Consider the following 20,675-nt stretch of genomic DNA (forward strand, 5'->3'; position numbering starts at 1 on the left):
AAATTTTACATACTCAAAAATGCTCGTTCGCTACAAAAACAAAATAAGATGTTTTTGTTTACGCTCTCTATCACATTTTTCTCGTTATAAAATTTGTATGTTGGGTTATTTTCTCTTTAATCTACTTTCTTGCATCGACTTCAGTAATGTGGAAAATTCTTATTCTTCTTCACATTCTATTTCCATTATAGTATTTTCATTAGGTTCAGTATCTAAAAATTTTCTCCAGGATACCATAGCTTTATAAAAACATTTCAAAGAAATTATATCAAAATAACTATCATCTGTTATAAAATATATTAAAACTCCTTCTTTTTTTATTTCAGCTAAAAATCCTTTCCCCCCCCAGCCTTCTTCGTTAGATACATTTTTTAAAACTTTTTCTATCATTTCTATACCTTTTTCCACCCAAGATATGCTTCTTTTCCAGCCCATTCCCCCATCATCTATTAATAAAGCATCTAAATATCCTTTGTAGTCAGAATTTTTTTGAATAGGAATTTCATCAAAAAAATATTTAATTCTTTCATTTGAATAATTTATATAATCACCCATAAAATATGAATGACATCTTGGTTCAAGCTTGAATTTCTCCCATCTATTAGACTTTTCCCATTTTAGTTCTATTTTCATCATCTTAATATCCTTTCTACTCTGATTTTGGATATACTGTTACATTTGGTGTTGTATACCCTTCGACATTTACTCCACTTGGTGTTATACCTTTCCATTTTAAGATCCCTCTATTATCGTAGAAATAAACTTTATTCTTATATGAAAAATCTACTTCAACTTTTACTCTATTAGGTGTCCAATCTCTTGGAAACATAGTTGAAATACCGTTATTATTAGTTTTTTGAAGTAAATTTGAAGGATTATTTGGGTCTTGCATAAATATTTCTGCATCATATGTTCCTGTTGGGTATGTCCGAATGATCTCTCTTTCTATTACATTGCCAAATGCAGTATGCCCTCCTATTATTTGGTTACTTAGGGAGATAAATCTCCCTAAAACCCTCTTACCCCGCTTCTCGCTTACTAAGCTCATACTGATTAAAGTCCTTTCTTCTCTCAAGTCCCCTCAAGTATTCGCTAAGTAGTTGCTCGAAAATGCAGGGTGTTTTTATTTCTTTTTTAATAGTCTTTCTAATCCTATTTCTATTAAACTCTCTTTCTCTCTCTACAATATATTGATCTACACTCTCTTTTCCTTCTTTTGCTTTTTGTTCAAGTAGTAATGCTTCTTCTAAAACTTTTGGATAATGTAACCTTATATCATTCCTTTCTTCTGCAATCTTATATTCTTTTCTTAATTTTTCTATATGAGGCAATATTTCATCGTATCTTCTAAATTTTGCTGCTGTTGCTGCTTCTATTAAATTCAGATTTATCAAATTATCATTATAACTTTCCTCAACTTTTTTTATATACTCTTCTTTATCTTCATACTTTCTAAACCATTGATATAATTCTTTTCTTATCACACTCAGTATCTCAGGCATATTCACTTTCATATCTTCTTCTGTTTCTACCTGCCACCATTCATCACTTCCATACTTTAAGTCTCCCAATCTCCCCCCTATTGCTTTATTATTTTTAAAAACTCCACAATATATAGTTGAGATACCAAAATTTACTGTTAATTCTTCATAATGTCTTTGGAAATTTAAAACTTCTACCAATCCCAATTTATTAAGTCTATAAAAATTTATCGTTCCTTTTTTCATATATCCGTCTTCTTTTAAAGATTTATCAAAATATTCTTTAAAGTTTTTCTTGTATATCTCATTATATTCCTTTGTTGTCATTTCTACCATTCCTTTCATTTCTTAACTATTTCCAAAATATTATATTCTCAGGTTTTATTGTACCGTTTGATTTTCTCACAATATCATCTATTACTTTTTGCTGCAATTCCTGCTGTTGCTGTAATGTTTTTCCCAAGCTTTGACCTCTTGCATCTATTACTATTATTTGTCCTGTACTAGGCAAATAACTGTTTCTCTTTATTGCCTGGTTCGCTATAGCTGAAGTCATGCTACTGTAATTCCCAATTTTATAATTCTTTGATTCCAGCCCTATTGAAGGTTGTTTTCTTTGTTCAAATATTCCATCATCAAACCTTATAGAACCTTTTTCTCCATAATATGCTTCTATTCCTCCATCAGAAAATGAAGACTGTGGTACTACTTTTATATCTTTATTAGCCTTATGAGGGGCTCATCGCCGCCCCTCATACTCCCGCTACCCGCTACCTACGCTCCTTACGTCGACTTCGGTAATGCGGGAAAGTTTTTATAACAATAAAATTTATATTTCCAATTAAAGTTTATTCAAAATCTCCATCATATTTTTCTTTATATTCAAACATTTCTATTACTTTTGTGCCTAATTCAAGTGCTGTCGGTTTTTCATCAAATTCTATTTTATACATATTTCCGTTTGTATCTCTAAATTCCGAATACCCCGTTCCATTTTTCATATTTAAGGTTAAAATATATTTCCCCTGAAAAAGGTCTAATCCGATTGAATTATACATTCTTGTAAATTTCAAATAAGAAGATACATTTGAATATTTTTTTTCTATTTTTACTTCCGAAGCATTTTCTATTTTTATCTCATCGCTTTCTTCTAATGCCCACAGTATCAGTTCTCCTATCTTTTCTTTGTTCTCTTTATTCAAATATGTTATTATTCCATAATCTTTGACTTGTATTAATCCTATTTTACTTCTACCTGTCGGCAAGATTATCATTCTAAAATCTCTTTCTTTTTTTTCTTTATATATATTAACTGATAATAATTTCAACATCTATTTGCCTCCATTTATTGTTACTTTTAATTCAACACCATTTAATTTCGAATAATCTATTGTTTGTTTTAAATTTTCTATCTGAGATTGATTCAACGGTTTATCGTCTACTAAAATCCTAATGAGGAGCTCATCGCCGCTCCTCATACTCCTGCTACCAACTACAAATTTTACATACTCAAAAATGCTCGTTCGCTACAAAAACAAAATAAGATGTTTTTGTTACGCTCACTAACACATTTTTTTCGTTGCAAAATTTGTATGTTGGTTTTTTCTCCTTAATCTATGTCTTTACGTTAACTTCAGTAATGTGAAAAATTTTTATTCTTCTTCACATTCTATTTCCATTACAGTATTTTCATTAGGTTCGGTATCTAAAAATTTTCTCCAAGCTACCATAGATTTATAGAAACATTTTAAAGGTATTATATCAAAATAATTGTCATCTATTAGAAAATATATTAAAACTCCTTCTTTTCTTATTTCAGCTTCAAATCCTTCCCCCCCCCAATTTTCTTGGTTGGATGAATTATTTAAAATTTTTTCAATTTTTTCTATCCCTTCTTCTATCCAAGAAAGTTTATTTAAATATTCATCACCACCAGTATCTATTAATAAAACATTCAAATATCCTTTATAGTTAGAATTTTCTTGATTAGGAATTTCATTAAAAAAATATTTAATCCTTTTATTTGAATAATATATATAATCACCTATAAAATATGAATGGCATCTCGGTTCAAGCTTGAATTCATCCCATCTATTAGACTTTTCCCATTTTAGTTCTACTCTCATCATTTTTATCACCTACTTAGGTTGTGGGTATACTGTTGTAGGACTTATATATCCTTCTACCCACACTCCACTCGGTGTTATCCCTTTCCACATCAAGGTTCCACTATCATTATAAAAATAAGTTTTATTTTTATAAGCAAAACCTACTTCTACTTTTATTCTATTAGCTGTCCAATCTCTTGGAAACATAGTTGAAATACCATTATGGTTAGATTTTCTAAGTAAATTTGAAAGATTATTCGGATCTTTCATAAATGTTTCTACTTTATATACTCCTGTCGGGTATGTCTTAATAACCTTTCCCTCTATTACATTACCAAATGCAGTATGCCCTCCTACTACTCTTCCACGTCTATTTATTTCTAAATTAAATACGTGGTTATAATTTATCGGTGCAGTTACATTTTGTATATATCTATCAGGATTTATCTGTATCATTGTTCCTAATAGTGTAGGATTAGGTCGTTGATAAACTACAGGTATATTTCCATATTCTTCCAATAGATTATTGGATGATACTGCACTTTTAGTTGTATTTGCTAAACTCATATTGCCAAAGGTTTTATTTACGCTATTGGAAATTTGTGCTACAGATTTTGAAGCTGCTCCTACTTCATATGGTATTATTTTTTGATGTATTTGTCCTGTGGAATTTATTCCCGTAGATACTAAAGTCTCTCCTGTTTTTAAAGTTGTTGTTCTTTGAACTATATCTGAATTTCCTATATCTATTTGTATTGCTTCTGCTGTACCCATTGTTGTTCCATCATTTATAAACACTTTTCTTACATTTACAAATTCCGGTTGTGTATTATATGTAATCGCCTTCTCATCATACAGTCCTGCATTTAATTTTGACATAATAGCTACAGTTGATATAAGTCCACCTATTTTGTTTATTTCCACAAGGGTCAAATAACCTCTATATGTTCTCTCTTCTCTTTCAGTAATTTTACCGCTTTTAGTTAATTCTGTTGGATTAAGCCATTCCATTTCCTCACTTTTATTATGCGTTTTCTCATATTCTTGTTTCCATTCGGGTGGCCATGTAGGTGGAATCTTTCCTTTTCTAAGACCTGTCATTTCTATTTTTCTTATTACATCAGATGTCCTTTTTTCTCGATATTCTATTTTTAAATTTTTTATTTCCTGTTTATCTATTATTTCTTTTATTTCATAATAGTCTTTTCCTCCTGCATATATTACTAATTTCCCATTCTTAGATTCTATTTCATGTCCTCCAAAATTCGAGCTTAATATTATCGTATTGTTAAATAATATATTTTCTATTTTCTCAATAACAGCATTCGCTTCTTTTTTCTTCCCTGCATTTATTTTTCTTTCTAAATCTCTTACTACATATTTTAATTCCTCATCAAATTCTTCATCTAAGTTCTTATATTCTTCTTCGTATTTTGATATTTCTTTCTTATTTTTATGTTTTTCTATTTCTTTTTGTATCTTTCCTATTATATTTCTTGGTTTATTTGCATTTATTCTTTTTCCTTTTTCTTTATGTGTTTGTATTTTTTCCTGTACTCCGAATTTCTTTAAAGATACCTCCAAATTATGTATTGTTCTCTTATTATCTGCTATACACTTTTGGTTTATTCCGCATTTGGATAATCTTGCCTGTGCCGCTCTTATCCCATCTGCCATTTCCTGTATGAATTGCATATCTTTATATGTATATCCGTCAAGTCTTAATCTGTCTTCATCTGTCAACATTGAAAACTTGTAATCTATTATTCCCTGTCCGTCTTTTAAGTATCCATTGTCTCTTATTCCTTCTAAAAATTCTCCATATGCTCTTGTCAAATATTGGGCCTGATATTCACTATCTTCTCCAAATATCAAATGACTTATTTCATGTTGTGTTGTTTTGTTAAAGTCTATTACTTTTCCTGAATCTACATACTCTTTATTTATCCATACTGTACCGTCTTTTGTTATCGCAAATCCGTTAGCTGTCAATTTTGCCAACGTATCATCATCCATTTTTGATGTGTCTATATCTTCTGTTCCGTAAAAATGTACTTTAACTCCTTTTTTTGTTAATGAACCGAATCTTTCTTCCAACTCTTTTTTTACCTGCTGTTGTGTCTTGCCTTTTGTTTCTATGAAACCTATTCTCATCATCTTCTGGACTGCTGTTTCTGCTTCTATACTCTTTAATATTTGAAGATTACCGTCCGCATCTCTTGTCGTAAGTATTCTTTTTATCCCCTCAACACTTCTTCCTGCTTCTTCATATATATCCTTTGCTTTTCCTCTTCCTGCTCTTGTCAACCAGTATTCTGTTCCCAAATCAACATTTATAGGATTTATTTCTCTTCCTTCAAATTCTCCTGCTTGTCTATTTGTATCTCTGTTCACTCCTGTTATGTCCTGATTTATTTGTACATTACTTCCTACTGTTGACAATACATCTCTTGCCTTATCTGTTTCGGCATAGTTTACTCCTACTTTGTATACTGCTCCCTGTTCATTTTCTTTTCTTCCGTCTGTATAGATTGCTTTCCCTTTTTCATCTCTTTTTGTATACGTTACATTAGGATATACTGTTACATTTACTCCTACTTTTCTGCTCTTATCTATATCATGTAAGTCCTGTTTCTCATATCCCTGTCCATTCAAAGTAAATCCACCGTCTATTAGTGAACCTACCTGTACTATTTTCCCTTTTACATCAAGCATTCCGCTTCCTGCTGTAAACTCTGCTACATTTCTTGTTATCTTTTGATTTACATCTCCCTTGTTATATCCCACTGTTGCACTTGATATATACGGTCCGTTTACTGCCTTTCTTTTTTCTGTATGCGGACCTATTCCTATCCCCAAACTTATTGAATATCCTCTACTGCTTGAGTTCACACTGTCCTGCACACTTATCGTTTCATGCGGTCCGTTTACTGTTCCCGATATACTTCCTGTTCTTACTGCTACTCCTACTGTCTTTACATTTCCCGTATTATTGTAATGACTGTTTCCTTTTGTTATATCTTCATTCTTGGAATAATATACTCCTTCACTTTCCGACTTTTGGTTGCTTATACTTGGGGTTATAGTTGCATTCTTATCTTTAAATGCATTTATCTGTCCGTTTGAATCTACCATTCCTTTTGCTACACTTAAACCGAAGCCTGTACTGCTTGAATTTTCTTTTATTGTACTTACTCCCGCTTCTTTTAGTATCTGTCCTGTTATATTGTATACTGTATCTCCTTCATTCAGTATGTTAAGTCCTCTTGTATGTAGACTTTCTCCGTTATACTCCACTCCTCCGCCTACATGAAGATTGCTTCCTACCGATATACTTTCTTCCCTATGGTATACATTCTTGTTATGACTTACATTTATAGAGCCTGTCACACCGAAAGGATTTGTAAATACTCCTCCTATGGCAGATGCTGCGGACATTCCTGCACTGTATGCTCCCAGTCCTGCATTCAGATAGTCTTCTTTATGTTTTGCATTCTTTATATTCTTTCCTGCATCCCATATCTGTTTTGCTGCTCCCACTACAGGTATGCTTGCTGTTATCCCTACTCCCGCATATGTATTCTTCGTTACTCTGTCTATTGTTCGCTCTGAATGCATATCGAGTATATTTATATGTTTTCCTGTATATGTTAATTTTCCTCCTATACTTCCATTTGTAGGTCCAAAGTCTATATCTCCTTCTTCACTCTTTATGTCTACATTTCCTGCTGCCTGTAGCTTGTTTGCTATTATTTCTTTCGTTACTTCTTTTATCTTATCACTGCTCTTTCCGTATCCTACTCCTGCACTTACTCCTCCCCAGCTTACACTTATACTTCCTTTCAGTCCGCTTATCTTATGTTCTTCTTCTCTTAAGCTGTTTTCTACTCCGGGTAATACTTCTACTCCCTTTTTCCCTCTTAAATATACATGTCCTGCTGTCTGTACATCTACTCCTTCTACTTTTAACTTGCCTTCCGAATCAAACTTTATGTCTGACCCGTTATACAACTGACTTAGTCTATACTTCTCTGTTGTATCATTTACATAATCACTTGCTTTTCCGTATCTTGCTCCAAACCATTTCTTTGTTGTATGCGAATTATAGACACTGTTTAATTTGTCCTTAGTCCCTTCTACATATATATTTCCTTCTGAAAATCCTATTATCGCTCCTTTTGCATGGAAGTTTACTCCCTGTGCTATTACTCCCTGATTATTTGTCGATATATATTTGCTTGTCTTTTCGTCTACTCCTTTAAAGTTCATTAACACATTGCCGTCTGTTGTTAAATCCACATTATTGGCATATACATTGTCCTCTGCCCAATGTTCTGTCGTCGTTTTACTTCTTCCGAATCCTCTTCTGCTCTTATGTGATGTTGTTCTTTCTTTAAATTCTGTATCTACTGTTGACAGCATCTTTAAATATCTTTTCGCATTTAATACTATATTATCTTTTCCTCTTATATCACTGCTCTCTAATATTATATCTCTTGCCGAATCAAGTACCGTATTACCTCCTTCTCCTATTTCTCCCGATACTGTCTTCATCTTATTCAATGTATCCCATCTTGTTGATTCCTGTACTTGTACTTTCTTTGCCGGTCCATAAGTTACGCTGTATAAATCATCATTTTTCCCGTGACTTCTTTCTATACGTTCTCTTACCTCTTTTGTTACTTCTTTTGTTTCTACTGCTCCTTTTTTCTCATCTTTTAAGGATATTGTTTTATCTACTATGTCTTTTTCCGTACTCTTTATATATGTTCCGCCTTTTCCTTTTATGTTCCCGGCTACATTTTCTACTTCTTTTCCTTCTACATAGACAAAATCATTTCCTTCTATTTTTCCTATGTTTCTTATACTTTCTGTCACTCCTATTACTTCAGGAGCTGATGCTCTTCTTACTATAAATCCTCTTAATCCTCCACTTTGCGGTTGTGACATTATTGTCTGGGATGTTATTGTACTTTCATTTAAGACTTTTCCGTCTTTAGACATAACTTTCGTAAATTCTGTTCCTGAAATTACTGCACCTGTATTTGTTACTCCTTTGTTTCCTTCTACAATTACATCTTTTCCTTCTATTTTTGCTATGTTGTTTCCTATACTTGCATTTACTATTTTTCCTTTTACATCTATAAATGTTGTTCCTTTTCCTGCCTCTCCTATTTGCGATGTATTTATAAGTTCTCCCACTTTTATTACTGTACTTTGACTTCCTATTATACTTGAAGGATTTATTACCATTCCTACTTTTCTGTTATCTACCAACACTCCGTCTTCTCTTCTGTATATACCTTTTGTATATTCTTCTGTACCGTTTACTACTTTTCCCGTTACTTTCAAATATACATTTTCTCCTTTTATTCTTCCTCCGCCTGCAAGTATTACTTTATTTTTCTCATCTTCTATATATCTTTCTGTATTATATACATTCTTTGCATCTATTCGGACTCCTTTTTTCCCTTCTATATTTCCTCCGTCTTTATTTATCACATCTCCGTTTTCTGCTTTTATGTATATACTTCCTTCACTCGTTATATTTGAATCATCCATATCTATTCGATATGTTCTTTCTTTTTCCTGTTTTACTGTTTGAGGTCTCGGTTTTCTTCTTAATCTTGAAAATATTCCTCCTACTGCTGCTCCTTCTGTTCCTGTTGCTTTTAATACGTCTTTTATTTCTACTTCTGTTGTCCCTACATTTTCAAAATGACCGTTCTTTACTTCCCCGTATATATCTCCTTTTGCATCTATTTTTCCGGTGTCATTTCTTATTAATGTTTCCGCTATTAATGTCAAACTTCCTTCTGATAATATTTTCCCTCTGTTGTTTTCTATTATGCTTCCTTCCAAATATGTATTTTCATTCCCTTTTATTAAGCCTGTCCCCTTATTTAACAGCTTTCCTTCAGCTTTTACATAAAGGTTTCTATCCGATAACAGATTCCCTTCATTTTCTATGTTCTTTGCTGTTACCGATAATGTATCCAGCCCTCTTATATCTTTGGCATTCTTTAAGTCCGATTTCGTATCCAGTCTTAATATCCCCGATACTATTTCATCTTTTAGTATTATTCCTTCCTGCCCTATTAACTCCAATGTATTTTTTCTTTGCATTTTTTCTTTTATTGTTACTTTTTTTCCGTTTAATGTTGTTACTGCATCTCCTTCTACTAATCCTTCATATTCGTACTCATTAGGCGTAGTTAATTCCACTACACCTCTTGATACTATTTTTCCTTCTCCGTTTGATACTTTTCCTACATTTAACGTTGTTTGTCCTAAACTTGCTATTATTCCTTTTGTATTATCAAGTCTATCTGCTTTTAATTCTACTCCTGTTGTCTGCTCTTTTACTTCGTCTTTCTTACTTTCTTCTTTCTTGTCTTCTTTTTTCTCAGGTCCTTTTTCTTTCACTTCCCATTTTTGTGCTTCTTCTTTTGTTATTCCGTCTGATAATATATATCCTTCTCTGTTTATTGTTTCTTTTACATTAAGGTCTATTTTCCCGTTGCTTCTTATTATTCCTGTCAGGTTATTCAGTTTTTCTCCTACTACTTTTACTCCTTCAGAGCCGAATATTTCTCCTCTTATGTTACTTCCTTCTTTGCTGCTATATCAAGTTTTTCGTTTGTTAATATCTTTCCTTCATCATTTATGAATTTATTTGCATCTATTTTTTGATGTTTCCTTTTAGTGTTCCGTTTTATTGTCTATTACTTTTCCATCTAAAGTTAAGGCTCCTATAGATTCTACTTTACCTTTGGCATTTCCTGTAAGATTGCCTCCTATTCTTACTTCTCTTCCTTTTATTAATCCTTCTGTATTATCTACTGCTCCTGTTATATTTATTCCTTTTTCTGTTTCTGCTTTTGTGTTTTCTTCCTTTTTATTACTTTCCTCTTCCTGTTTTGCTTCTTCCTTTGTCAGTCCGTCTGATAATATATATCCTTTTTTATTTACTGTATTTACTACATCCAATTCTATTTTTCTGTTACTTCTTATTTCTCCTGATAAGTTATTCAGTTTTTCTCCTACTATTTTTACTCCTTCGGAACCGAATATTTCTCCTCTTACATTGCTTCCTTCTTTTGCTGCTATATCGAGTTTTTCGTTTGTTAATATCCTTCCTTCATCATTTATGAATTTATTTGCATTTATTTTTTTGATGTTTCCTTTTAGTGTTCCGTTTTTATTGTCTATTACTTTTCCATCTAAAGTTAAGGCTCCTATAGACTCTACTTTTCCTTTAGCGTTTCCTGTAAGATTTCCTCCTATTCTTACTTCTCTTCCTTTTATTAATCCTTCTGTATTATCTACCGCTCCCGTTATATTTATTCCTTTTTCTGTTTCTGTATCTACTTTTTTATTGTCTTCCTTTTTACTTTCCTCTTCCTGTTTTGCTTCTTCCTTTGTCAGTCCGTCTGATAATATATATCCTTTTTTATTTACTGTGTTTGTTACATCCAGTTCTATTTTTCTGTTACTTCTTATTTCTCCATTACTGTTATCCAGTTTTTGTCCTGTTATGTTTATTTTTTCTGTTGCAAATACTTCCCCTTTATTTTCTGTTTCTTTGGATTTTATATCCACTTTTCCCTGTACTTCTATTTTTGATGTTATTTTTGTCTTGTCACTTTCTATCTCAAATGCTTTTTCTCCTAATGCTTCTTCCAAATATCCAGTTATCACTTTTGCATCTATTTCTGTTTCTTTTGCTTTTATCTGTACTTTCTTTCCTGATGTTGTTTCTCCTTTTATTCTTACTTTCTTCGGTGTTTTATATACTACTTTCTTTCCTGCATTTACTTTGTTTGTTGTTATATCTCCGTTTGCTGTCAATACTACATCATCTACACTTACCAAGTCCCCTTTTGTATTTACTCCTGCTCCCTTATCATTTGATATTATATCTATTTTTCCTGCATACATACTTCCTGCTGCTTTTCCGTCTACTGCTATTCCGCTGTATGTTTCACCTTTACTTTTTACTTCTTTTGTCTTATACTGGTATGTCTGTCCTCCTGCCGATACCATTACTCTTGTTTCTCTTGATGCTTTTATTACTCCCGCTATATCTATCGTTTTCCCCAATAATTCAAGATCTGTCAAGCTTAATGCATCTATTCCTTTTTCTCCTATTCCTATATGTCCTTGTGACACGTCTATTGCTACTAAATCTCCGTCTTTCATTTGAAGACTTCCTGTTGTCAATGTCACTCTGTCGGAATTTAAAAAACCCCCGCCATTAACAAATATTCCGTTCCTATTTGCCATAACGAGGTCTGCTCTTTTTCCTGCCACTTCCACTATTCCGTTTATGTTTGTTTTATTCTTCCCTGTAACCTCTGTTATTATGAGATTTGCTTCAGGTCCGTTATCAAGATTTCTGTTTCTTACTACCAGTCCTGCGATTTGTGTATTTATGACTACATTTTTATTATTATTTAAGATTAGCCCCTGTTCACTTACTTGTAATTCTTTCAGAGAGTTGTAACTTGTTCCGTTCTTATTAGGTGCCGCTATATCTATCTGATCGATTCCCGAAGCTGTTTTCGTTACTTTTGTCCCTATACTTGCAGGATCAGGTACGATATCGGCGAATATATTAAAGTTAAAGAAAAGCAACATTACAAAAGCTATAGTCTTTTGTAATATTCTGTCTTTGAAATATTCACTCAGTCCTTCAAAAGCTCTATTCTTTTTCATGTATTTCACTTCCTTTTCTCTATTTTTAGTTTTTATCTATATCTATTTTAAATATTTAATTATTATTTATTTTATCATTTTTTCTTATTTTTTGCAAATTATTAATTACTGCCGTTTTTTATCATAAAATTACACTTTCCCCTAAATCCGGACTTTTTAATTCCCAACCTTCAAATTTTACAACGTAAAAAATGTGTTAGTGAGCGTCTATGAAAACATCTTTTTTATTTTCATAGCGAACGTACATTTTTGAGTATGTAAAATTTGAGGTTGCTAAAGGGGTTTTAGGGGAAGAATTCCCCTAAAGTATTAACTCAACATATACTTCTGTAACTTTCTGCTCGAAAGCGAAAGTACAATGGTTCCTATAATCAATATCGTCGAAAGAGCATTTATTACAGGCGATACTCCGAATTTAATCATCGAATATATCTGTACAGGAAGTGTATTGGAATTTGTTCCCGTAACAAAACTTGTAATTACGAAATCATCCAGAGATAAAGTCATCGCCATAAGAAATGCCGAAATAATTCCGGGCATCATCGTAGGCAATATCACTTTAAACAATGTCTGAACTTCACTCGCTCCCAAATCTCTTGCCGCTTCTACTATAGAATAATCAAATTCGTCCAGTCTTGCCATTATTATAAACAATGAAAAAGGAATATTGAATGTAGTGTGAGCAATAAAAATCGTTGTCATTCCCAACTCCACACCTTTATAAATACCTATCTGCATATTAAAGAAAATAAGCAGCGATACACCTATTATCAAATCAGGCAATATTAGCGGAATATAATTTAAAAATTTTACATAATTTTTTATTCTGGAATTATACCATTTTATACCTATTGCTCCGAATGTAGCCACAGCGACTGAAAATAAGGAAGATGTTATTCCTATTATCAGACTTCGACCGAATGCTTGCCACAAATCAGGAGATTTTTGAAAGAGTTCTATGTACCATTTGAGTGAAAAACCTGTCCATGAAAAACTTTTCGAGCTGTTAAAAGACAGCACGACAAGCATAACTATCGGTAAATAGAAAAATATCATTACAAGTACGAAAAAAAACAGTGAAATTCTTCTTTTTTCATTCATTACTCTTCCTCCTCCTTTTCCATTTTCATTGATAACCATACCCCAAAAGTCGTTATCACTATGAAAACTGTTGAAATTGCTGAAGCCGTAGGCCAGTCTCTTAATTGAAACATTCTGTTTGCGATAATATTTCCAAGCATTATCCCGTCAGTTCCTCCCACCAGATCAGGTACGGCATATGAGCCTATGGCAGGAACAAGGGTAAATATTACAGCAGTTACAATTCCCGATTTTATTCCAGGGATGAACACTCTCATTAATGCCTGAAATTTATTTGCTCCCAAATCACTTGCCGCATCAAGCAAAGAAAAATCGAATTTTTCAATAGCTGAATAAAGCGGCAAAATAGCATAAGGTAAAAATACGTATACACTTATTATAATTACTGCATTTTTATTGTATAATAATGCCAAAGGTGTTTTCAATCCGAATACTTTCATCAAAAACTGATTTACAATTCCGTTATTTCCGAGTATCGCTATAAAAGAAAATATTCTTACAAGAAAATTAGTCCAAAAAGGTATTACTATGAGTAACAACCATAAATTTTTGTACTTTGATCTCGATATATAATATGACACGGGTATAGCAAGAAATAAAGTGACAGCAGTAATCCATACTGATATATTCAGCGTTTTAACTACTACTTTTATTATATCATTAGAAGTAAAAAGTAAATTGTATGCTGCCATTGTGTATTTCAAAGGTGTTGCAATCCCGCCGTAAGCACCTTTTTTTAAAAAACTGAAAGCTATGATTATGAGTGTCGGAAGACCGAAAAACAGTGTCATCCACAAACTTATAGGCAAATAATATGCCCATTTTAAAAGTCCCTTTTCATTTATTTTTTTTATAACTTTTTTTGCCAATCAGTTCACCTCCACTAAATAGGCATCTTCATAATGCCAGTAAAAGTAAACTTTTTCTTTCCATTCAAAAAGTTCTTCTTCAGTCAAAAATTTTCTATGCTGATCGTAAGCATTGATTATTCTGTTTACTCCGTCTATTTTTATAAACAGTTTACTTTGGAATCCTGTATAAATAACTTCGTCTACAGTACCTTTTATTACTTTATAATTATCATTATCTGTATATCTCGGCTCTGTATCCACTTTTATCTTTTCCGGTCTTAATGTCAGCTTTACATTATCTCCGACTTTCACAGGTTTATCAAGTTCTATTTTAAATCTTCCCAATTCTTCATTTTCTGCATATCCATATTTATCATATACTTCGGTAACTTTTCCTTCTATAAAGTTTGTTTCTCCTATAAAATCAGCTACAAAGCCATTTGCAGGCATTTCGTATATTTCATTGGGAGTACCGATTTGCAAAACTTCCCCTTTATTCATAACGGCTATTCTGTCGGAAACACTTAATGCCTCCTCCTGATCATGCGTTACAAATACAAAAGTAATCCCCACTTCATCGTGAATAGTGTCCAATTCTATTAATAATTTTTGTCTTAATTTTGCATCAAGTGCTGAAAGCGGCTCGTCCAGCAGTAATACATCGGGTTTACTGATTAATGCCCTTGCGATAGAAACTCTCTGTTTTTGACCTCCTGAAAGATTTGAAGGCATTTTATCCTTATGTTCTTTCAATCCTACCAATTCCAAATATTTCAATACTTCCTTTTCTATTTCCTCTTTGGAAACTTTTTTTATCTTCAAAGGAAATGCCACATTTTCAAATACAGTCATATTAGGAAACAGTGCATAATTCTGAAAAACAGTGTTTACATTTCTTTCGTTAGGATTCAGATGATCTATAACTTCTCCGTTTATAGAAATAGCCCCTTTATCCGGTCTTATAAATCCCGCAATCATTCTCAGTAACGTCGTTTTACCGCAGCCTGAAGGTCCTAATAATGAAAAAAATTCTCCTTTTTTTATCTCAATATTTATATTTTTTAATATTTCTTCTTTCCCGAAAGTTTTTCCTACATTTTTAATTTCAAGATTTTTTTTCAATTCTTTCTCCTTTCAACTCCCAACTATATTAATTTTTTTAATTTAAAAAACAAGATTAATTTTCATGATTGTTCTCCCCTCCCGCATTTTCGGAGTCGACGAAGTCGCGTAGAACGCGGGTAGCGGGAGTATGAGGGCGGCAATGAGCCCTCATGAAAATAACCTTGTTTGATTATATCATATTATTTTAAAATTTTATATAATTTTTTGTTTTTCATTTGAACTTTTTTATAAATTACAGCAGACATTTTATCAATATATTAATATCCCTGTTATTGCAGCGAGAATTGTTATAATAATCGGATTTATTTTCCATTTTAAAAATAACACTATTGTCACCAGAAATATTATGATGCTTTTAAAATCGATGAAATTATTTTTATCCATTAAAAGTAAAGTTGCCGACAAAATCAATCCCACAACTACTACTCTCAAACCTGTAAAAGCATTGCTGATATATTTATTATCCTTGAATTTCAGGAAAAATCTGCTGAATATTATCATTATTATAATCGAAGGTGTTATCAATCCCAATGTCGCTACAGTTGCTCCGATCACATCTCCTGTTACGAGATAGCCTACATAAGTTGAGGCATTAATCGATATAGGTCCCGGAGTTACCTGTGATACGGCAACTATGTCGGTAAATTGTGAAACAGTTATCCAGTTATGTATTTCCACTACTTCTTTCTGAATTAACGGCAAAATAGCATATCCGCCTCCGAAACTGAACAGACCTATTTTAAAAAACACTGTATATAGCGTTATTAAGGTTCCCATATTCATTTTTTAGCCCTCCGGTTCATCCATATATTTCCCGAAACCGCTCCGAGAATAATAACAAGTATCGGCGGAAATTTAAAATAAGCAACCGATAAAGCAATTATTATTACAATTATTAAAGTATATCTGTTTATTTTTGCCTGCTTTCCTATTGTATAAACACTCGCTCCTATAAGTGCAACAACCATAGGTCTTACAGCTTTAAATGCTTTTATCACATAAGGATTATCCTGAAAATTCTCAAACAAAGCTGCAATAAGCACGATAACCAGAAATGCCGGCAATGTCGCTCCTAATACAGTTGCAAATACTCCTGCATATTTTTTTATTTTATACCCCACAAATACTGCCATATTTATCGCCAAAACCCCCGGAGCCGACTGTGCTAAAGCCAGTAAATCAATAAATTCATTTTTTTCTATCCATTTTTTCTTATCTACAATTTCATTTTGAATGAGAGGAACCATTGCATATCCCCCTCCGAGGGTAAAAGCTCCTATTTTAAAAAATATCCAAAACAGTTCAAAATATATTTTCATAACACTCCCTTTTATCAGTATCTTCCTAAATTCGGATCTGAACCTGAATATCCTGTCGGCTTCATATTCGTTATTTTTTTCATATCTTCTTCTGACAGCTCAAAGTCGAAAATATGAAAATTACTCTGTATTCTCTCTTTTTTCGTCGATTTCGGCAATGCGGCTATTCCTTGCTGAACAATCCATCTTAAACATATTTGAGCCACAGTTTTATTATATTTAGCTGCTATTTCAGCCAAAAATTCATTATCCAGAACAACTCCTCTGCCTAAAGGACTCCATGCTTCAACTGCTATATTATGTTTTCTGCAAAATTCCACTGTTTCTTTCTGATTATGTCCCGGATGAAATTCTATCTGGTCTACCATGGGCTTTACCTCACAATCGGAAAGCAGTTCTTCCAGATGATGTACTAAAAAGTTACTGACTCCTATTGCTTTGATTTTTCCTTCTTTATGGAGTTTTTCCATAGCTTTCCATGTTTCTTTTATTTTTGTTCTCCACTCATTTTCGTATGCCTTTGTTACAGGCCAGTGAATAAGGTACAAGTCAACATATCCCGTATCAAGTTTTTTGAGGGATCTCTCAAAGGCTTCAAGAGTATTTTCATAACCTTGCTCTGTATTCCATACTTTGGTTGTTACAAAAATATCTTCTCTTTTAAGCCCTTTTGATTTGAGTCCTTCTTTTATCCCTGAACCTACACTTTCCTCATTTTTGTAAAATGAAGCAGTATCTATATGAGTATATCCTGTTTCAATCGCTTCTTTTACCGAATTAAAAGCTTCTTTTTCATCTTCGATTTTCCATGTTCCGAAACCTAAAATAGGCATTTTTACACCGTTTAACAATATAACCGTTTTATCGGAATTTTTCATTCAAATCATCACCCCCTGAAACAATTTCTAATTTTTATTAAAAAATTCTTTTGCCAGTTCTTTTAAATAAAACACATCATATACTCCACACAACTCTCTTACCGAGTGCATTGCGAGCATAGGAACTCCCAAATCTATGGCATCTATGTCCAAATGCGTGGAAGAAATAGGCCCTATTGTGCTTCCGCCTCTTTCATTGGACTGATTTACAAAAGGCTGTATTTTAATATCGGTATTTTCTATTATCTGCTTTAACACTGCTATCGAAAATCCGTCAGAAGTATATTTCTGATTTGCACTGATTTTTACGGATATTCCTTCGTTTATTTTTCCTCTGCTTGTAGGGTCGGTTTTTTCCATATGAGCAGGATGTGCTGCGTGAGCTCCGTCAGCTGATAACATAAACGAGCATGAAAGCATTTGTAAAAACTCGCTTCTTCCGTACCCGAGAGAACATACTATTCTTTCGAGAGTGTTTAAAAGATAATTGGAATCAGCTCCCTGTTTTGTGGCACTTCCTATTTCTTCATTGTCAAAACCTACAAAAACATTTATCTGATCGTGAATATCTTCAGCTTCGATTAGTCCCAAAAGCCCTGCATACACTGAAACAAGATTGTCCAGTTTAGGAGCGGAGATAAATTCCTCGTTTGCTCCCAAAAGAGTTCCTTTTTCAATGGAATATACAAACAAATCAAAATCAAGAACATCTTCTTTCTTGACATTTGTTCTGTCAAGTATTAATTTCAGCAAATAGTTTTCTTTTTCAAACTCGTTATTTATAAGTCCGATTACAGGCAATGTATCTGTCTGTCTGTCTATTTTTACTCCGTTATTTACTTCTCTGTTTTGATGTATAGCAAGATTAGGTATTGTCATTAAAGGCTCTTCTATTTTCATTCCGATTGTTTTAGGGCTGAACAGATTATCACTTCTCACGACAACTCTTCCTGCTATTGAAAGAGGTCTATCAAACCATGTACTTAATATAGGTCCTCCATACACTTCGGTATTGAGTCTAATTAAGTTTTCCGTTACTATTTCAGGTTGAGGCTTTATTCTGAATCCCGGAGAATCTGTATGCGAACCGAATATTTTAAATCCTTTTTTCAAATCTATATTTTCTCCCAATGTAAAAGCAATCACAGTAGAATTTGATCTTTTTAAATAGTATCTTCCCCCTTTTTTCAGTTCCCATTTTTCTTTCGGATTCAGTCTTTCAAAGCCGTTTTCTTCCAAAACATCCGAACAGTTTTTAACTACATGATATGTACTTGGACTGTCATCTATAAATTCCACCACTTCCCTTGCGAAACTTTTTACTTCCATATCTTCAAAACGTTTCTGTATTTTTTCGATTTTTTTATTTGTCTGTATCATTTTTCTAACTGAATATTGATTTACGAACAGCAACAAATTTTCTGACGTTCCCAATCAATTTCTCTCCTTTCTTATTTTTATTAAAAATTCTTATTCTATACCGTATACTTCGGAAAATTTTTCTTTTAAGTAATTAATATAGTGTTTGGAATCAAAAGATTTTCCTGTTATATTTTCTATTAATTCTTTCGGAGTTTTCATTTTTCCGTATTTATGTATTCCTTCTTTCAATATTTCATTTATTTGAGAGAAATCACCTTTTTTAAGTTCTCTGTCTATATTTATTTTTTGATTGATTGCATCGTATATTTGTGCGGCATAAGCACTTCCTAAAGCATAAGATGGGAAATATCCGAATGAACCGTCAGACCAGTGAACATCCTGTAAAATTCCCTCTTTATATTTTTTCGGTCTTATTCCCAAATATTCTTCATATTTATCCGCCCATTTTTCAGCAAGTTTGTCCACATCTGTTTTTTCGTCCAAATTACTGAAAATCTCTTTTTCAAGCTCATATCTTATTAAAATATGAATAGGATAAGTCAATTCGTCGGCATCGGTTCTTATAAATGAAGTCTGAACTTCATTTGTCAGCTTATAAAAACTTTCAAAATCAATTCCTGATTTTGACAAACCGAACATTTCGTCTATTTTAGGAAATATAAATTTCAAAAATTCTTTATTTCTTCCGAACATATTTTCGTAAATTCTCGATTGAGATTCATGTATTCCCATAGAAACACCTGTTCCCAATATTGTATCGCTTATTTTATCGTCTATATGCTGTTCGTACAAAGCATGTCCGCCTTCATGTACAGTTGAATAAACCGATGACAGCAAATCATGTTCATAGTAATGAGTAGTGATTCTCACGTCTTTATTATTTACATTTGTAGTAAAAGGATGTTCGCTTTCTTTTAAAATCCCTTTGTTAAAATCAAATTTTATCAAATTAAGTGCATACAGAGACATTTCTTTCTGTTTTGTAATATCGAAAGTCATTTCACTCAATTTTTTCTTATCCTCTGTTTCTTTATCGGACTTTTTCTTTTCAACAATCTTTTTAATAAAAGGAGACAACTCGTTTTTTATATTGTTGAAAAATTCGTCCAATTCTTTCACAGTAACTTCAGGCTCATAATCGTCAAGTAATGTATTATAAGGATTTTCTTCGTATCCTCTGTATTTTATAAATTTTTTGTTGTATTCTATTACTTCACTCAAATAAGTCTTAAATATATCAAAATCATCTTTATTTTTTGCTTCTTCCCATTTTTTCGTCGAAACAACTGTTAACTCCGAGTATTTCATATAATCTTCTTTAGGTATTTTTTCAAGTTTTTCAAAATATTCTTTTTTCAGCTCTTTTATTATTTTTTTGTCAACTTCGTCCAATTCCTCCACATTTATACTGTACACAAGATTCTTAAATTCGTCATTTATGATCATGGAATAATTTTCTCCGGTCAAATACCCCAATGTTTTTGAAATCCTTTCCACAGAATCTTTCGGAGCCTCAGTTTCCAAATCCCAATGCAATATCGTAATCGCATGTGTAAGTGCTTTGTTCTTTTCCAAAACTTCCCTTATTTTCTCCATCTTTTCTTTTTCAGTCATATTTTTCATAGCTACTCCCTTTCCTTTTCGTAAAATTTCCATTGATTTTTATTTAAAACTTCTTTTTCTATAAAGATATACCATTTGTTCATTTGAT

Annotated in this window: 16 protein-coding genes; all 16 read right to left on the reverse strand. The window is 32.5% G+C overall.

The features are described from left to right. Window positions 1–159: 159 nt before the first annotated feature. A complete protein-coding gene (locus FVE72_RS09015) occupies window positions 160–633 on the reverse strand; it encodes a hypothetical protein (RefSeq protein WP_155830845.1) in 474 nt (157 codons plus the stop codon). A gap of 16 nt (window positions 634–649) precedes the next feature. Beyond that, window positions 650–1,048 carry an EndoU domain-containing protein gene (locus tag FVE72_RS09020; protein WP_081724207.1) on the reverse strand — a complete coding sequence of 133 codons (399 nt, stop codon included), beginning with the start codon at window positions 1,046–1,048 and terminating at the stop codon, window positions 650–652. After that, window positions 1,020–1,826, reverse strand: coding sequence for a DUF4304 domain-containing protein (locus tag FVE72_RS09025; RefSeq protein WP_232049441.1), 807 nt, complete (start codon window positions 1,824–1,826; stop codon window positions 1,020–1,022). Before FVE72_RS09025 ends, FVE72_RS09020 begins: the two co-directional genes overlap by 29 nt. A gap of 7 nt (window positions 1,827–1,833) precedes the next feature. Beyond that, a complete protein-coding gene (locus FVE72_RS09030) occupies window positions 1,834–2,037 on the reverse strand; it encodes a hypothetical protein (protein WP_026738094.1) in 204 nt (67 codons plus the stop codon). Between the two features lie 292 nt (window positions 2,038–2,329). Further along, complete coding sequence (locus FVE72_RS09035) at window positions 2,330–2,812, reverse strand: hypothetical protein (protein ID WP_036056188.1); 483 nt, start codon at window positions 2,810–2,812, stop codon at window positions 2,330–2,332. 321 nt (window positions 2,813–3,133) lie between these two features. After that, window positions 3,134–3,610, reverse strand: coding sequence for a hypothetical protein (locus FVE72_RS09040; protein WP_026738096.1), 477 nt, complete (start codon window positions 3,608–3,610; stop codon window positions 3,134–3,136). Window positions 3,611–3,619: 9 nt separating this feature from the next. Next, on the reverse strand, window positions 3,620–10,015 hold the full coding sequence (locus FVE72_RS09045) for an EndoU domain-containing protein (protein ID WP_146966552.1): 6,396 nt from the start codon (window positions 10,013–10,015) through the stop codon (window positions 3,620–3,622). A gap of 276 nt (window positions 10,016–10,291) precedes the next feature. After that, window positions 10,292–12,307, reverse strand: coding sequence for a filamentous hemagglutinin N-terminal domain-containing protein (locus tag FVE72_RS09050; protein ID WP_146966554.1), 2,016 nt, complete (start codon window positions 12,305–12,307; stop codon window positions 10,292–10,294). 309 nt (window positions 12,308–12,616) lie between these two features. Further along, a complete protein-coding gene (locus FVE72_RS09055) occupies window positions 12,617–13,408 on the reverse strand; it encodes an ABC transporter permease (protein ID WP_006807745.1) in 792 nt (263 codons plus the stop codon). Next, window positions 13,408–14,262, reverse strand: coding sequence for an ABC transporter permease (locus FVE72_RS09060; RefSeq protein ID WP_026738098.1), 855 nt, complete (start codon window positions 14,260–14,262; stop codon window positions 13,408–13,410). The genes FVE72_RS09055 and FVE72_RS09060 overlap by 1 nt, the downstream gene beginning before the upstream one ends. A gap of 15 nt (window positions 14,263–14,277) precedes the next feature. Next, window positions 14,278–15,381 carry an ABC transporter ATP-binding protein gene (locus FVE72_RS09065; protein ID WP_026738099.1) on the reverse strand — a complete coding sequence of 368 codons (1,104 nt, stop codon included), beginning with the start codon at window positions 15,379–15,381 and terminating at the stop codon, window positions 14,278–14,280. Between the two features lie 252 nt (window positions 15,382–15,633). After that, window positions 15,634–16,167, reverse strand: a complete 534-nt coding sequence (locus tag FVE72_RS09070) for a chromate transporter (protein WP_026738100.1) — start codon at window positions 16,165–16,167, stop codon at window positions 15,634–15,636. After that, the gene (locus FVE72_RS09075; RefSeq protein WP_006807748.1) at window positions 16,164–16,703 is read right to left on the reverse strand and encodes a chromate transporter; all 540 of its coding nucleotides are present in this window, start codon (window positions 16,701–16,703) and stop codon (window positions 16,164–16,166) included. The genes FVE72_RS09070 and FVE72_RS09075 overlap by 4 nt, the downstream gene beginning before the upstream one ends. Window positions 16,704–16,717: 14 nt before the next feature. Next, window positions 16,718–17,581 (reverse strand): aldo/keto reductase, encoded by an 864-nt coding sequence (locus FVE72_RS09080; protein ID WP_006807740.1) that lies wholly within the window; start codon window positions 17,579–17,581, stop codon window positions 16,718–16,720. Window positions 17,582–17,608: 27 nt separating this feature from the next. Continuing rightward, window positions 17,609–18,961, reverse strand: coding sequence for a M18 family aminopeptidase (locus FVE72_RS09085; protein WP_036056491.1), 1,353 nt, complete (start codon window positions 18,959–18,961; stop codon window positions 17,609–17,611). Between the two features lie 90 nt (window positions 18,962–19,051). Further along, window positions 19,052–20,620, reverse strand: a complete 1,569-nt coding sequence (locus FVE72_RS09090; protein WP_232049442.1) for a carboxypeptidase M32 — start codon at window positions 20,618–20,620, stop codon at window positions 19,052–19,054. Window positions 20,621–20,675: the final 55 nt, after the last annotated feature.

The sequence above is a fragment of the Pseudoleptotrichia goodfellowii genome, from assembly GCF_007990505.1.
Classification (GTDB): domain Bacteria; phylum Fusobacteriota; class Fusobacteriia; order Fusobacteriales; family Leptotrichiaceae; genus Pseudoleptotrichia; species Pseudoleptotrichia goodfellowii.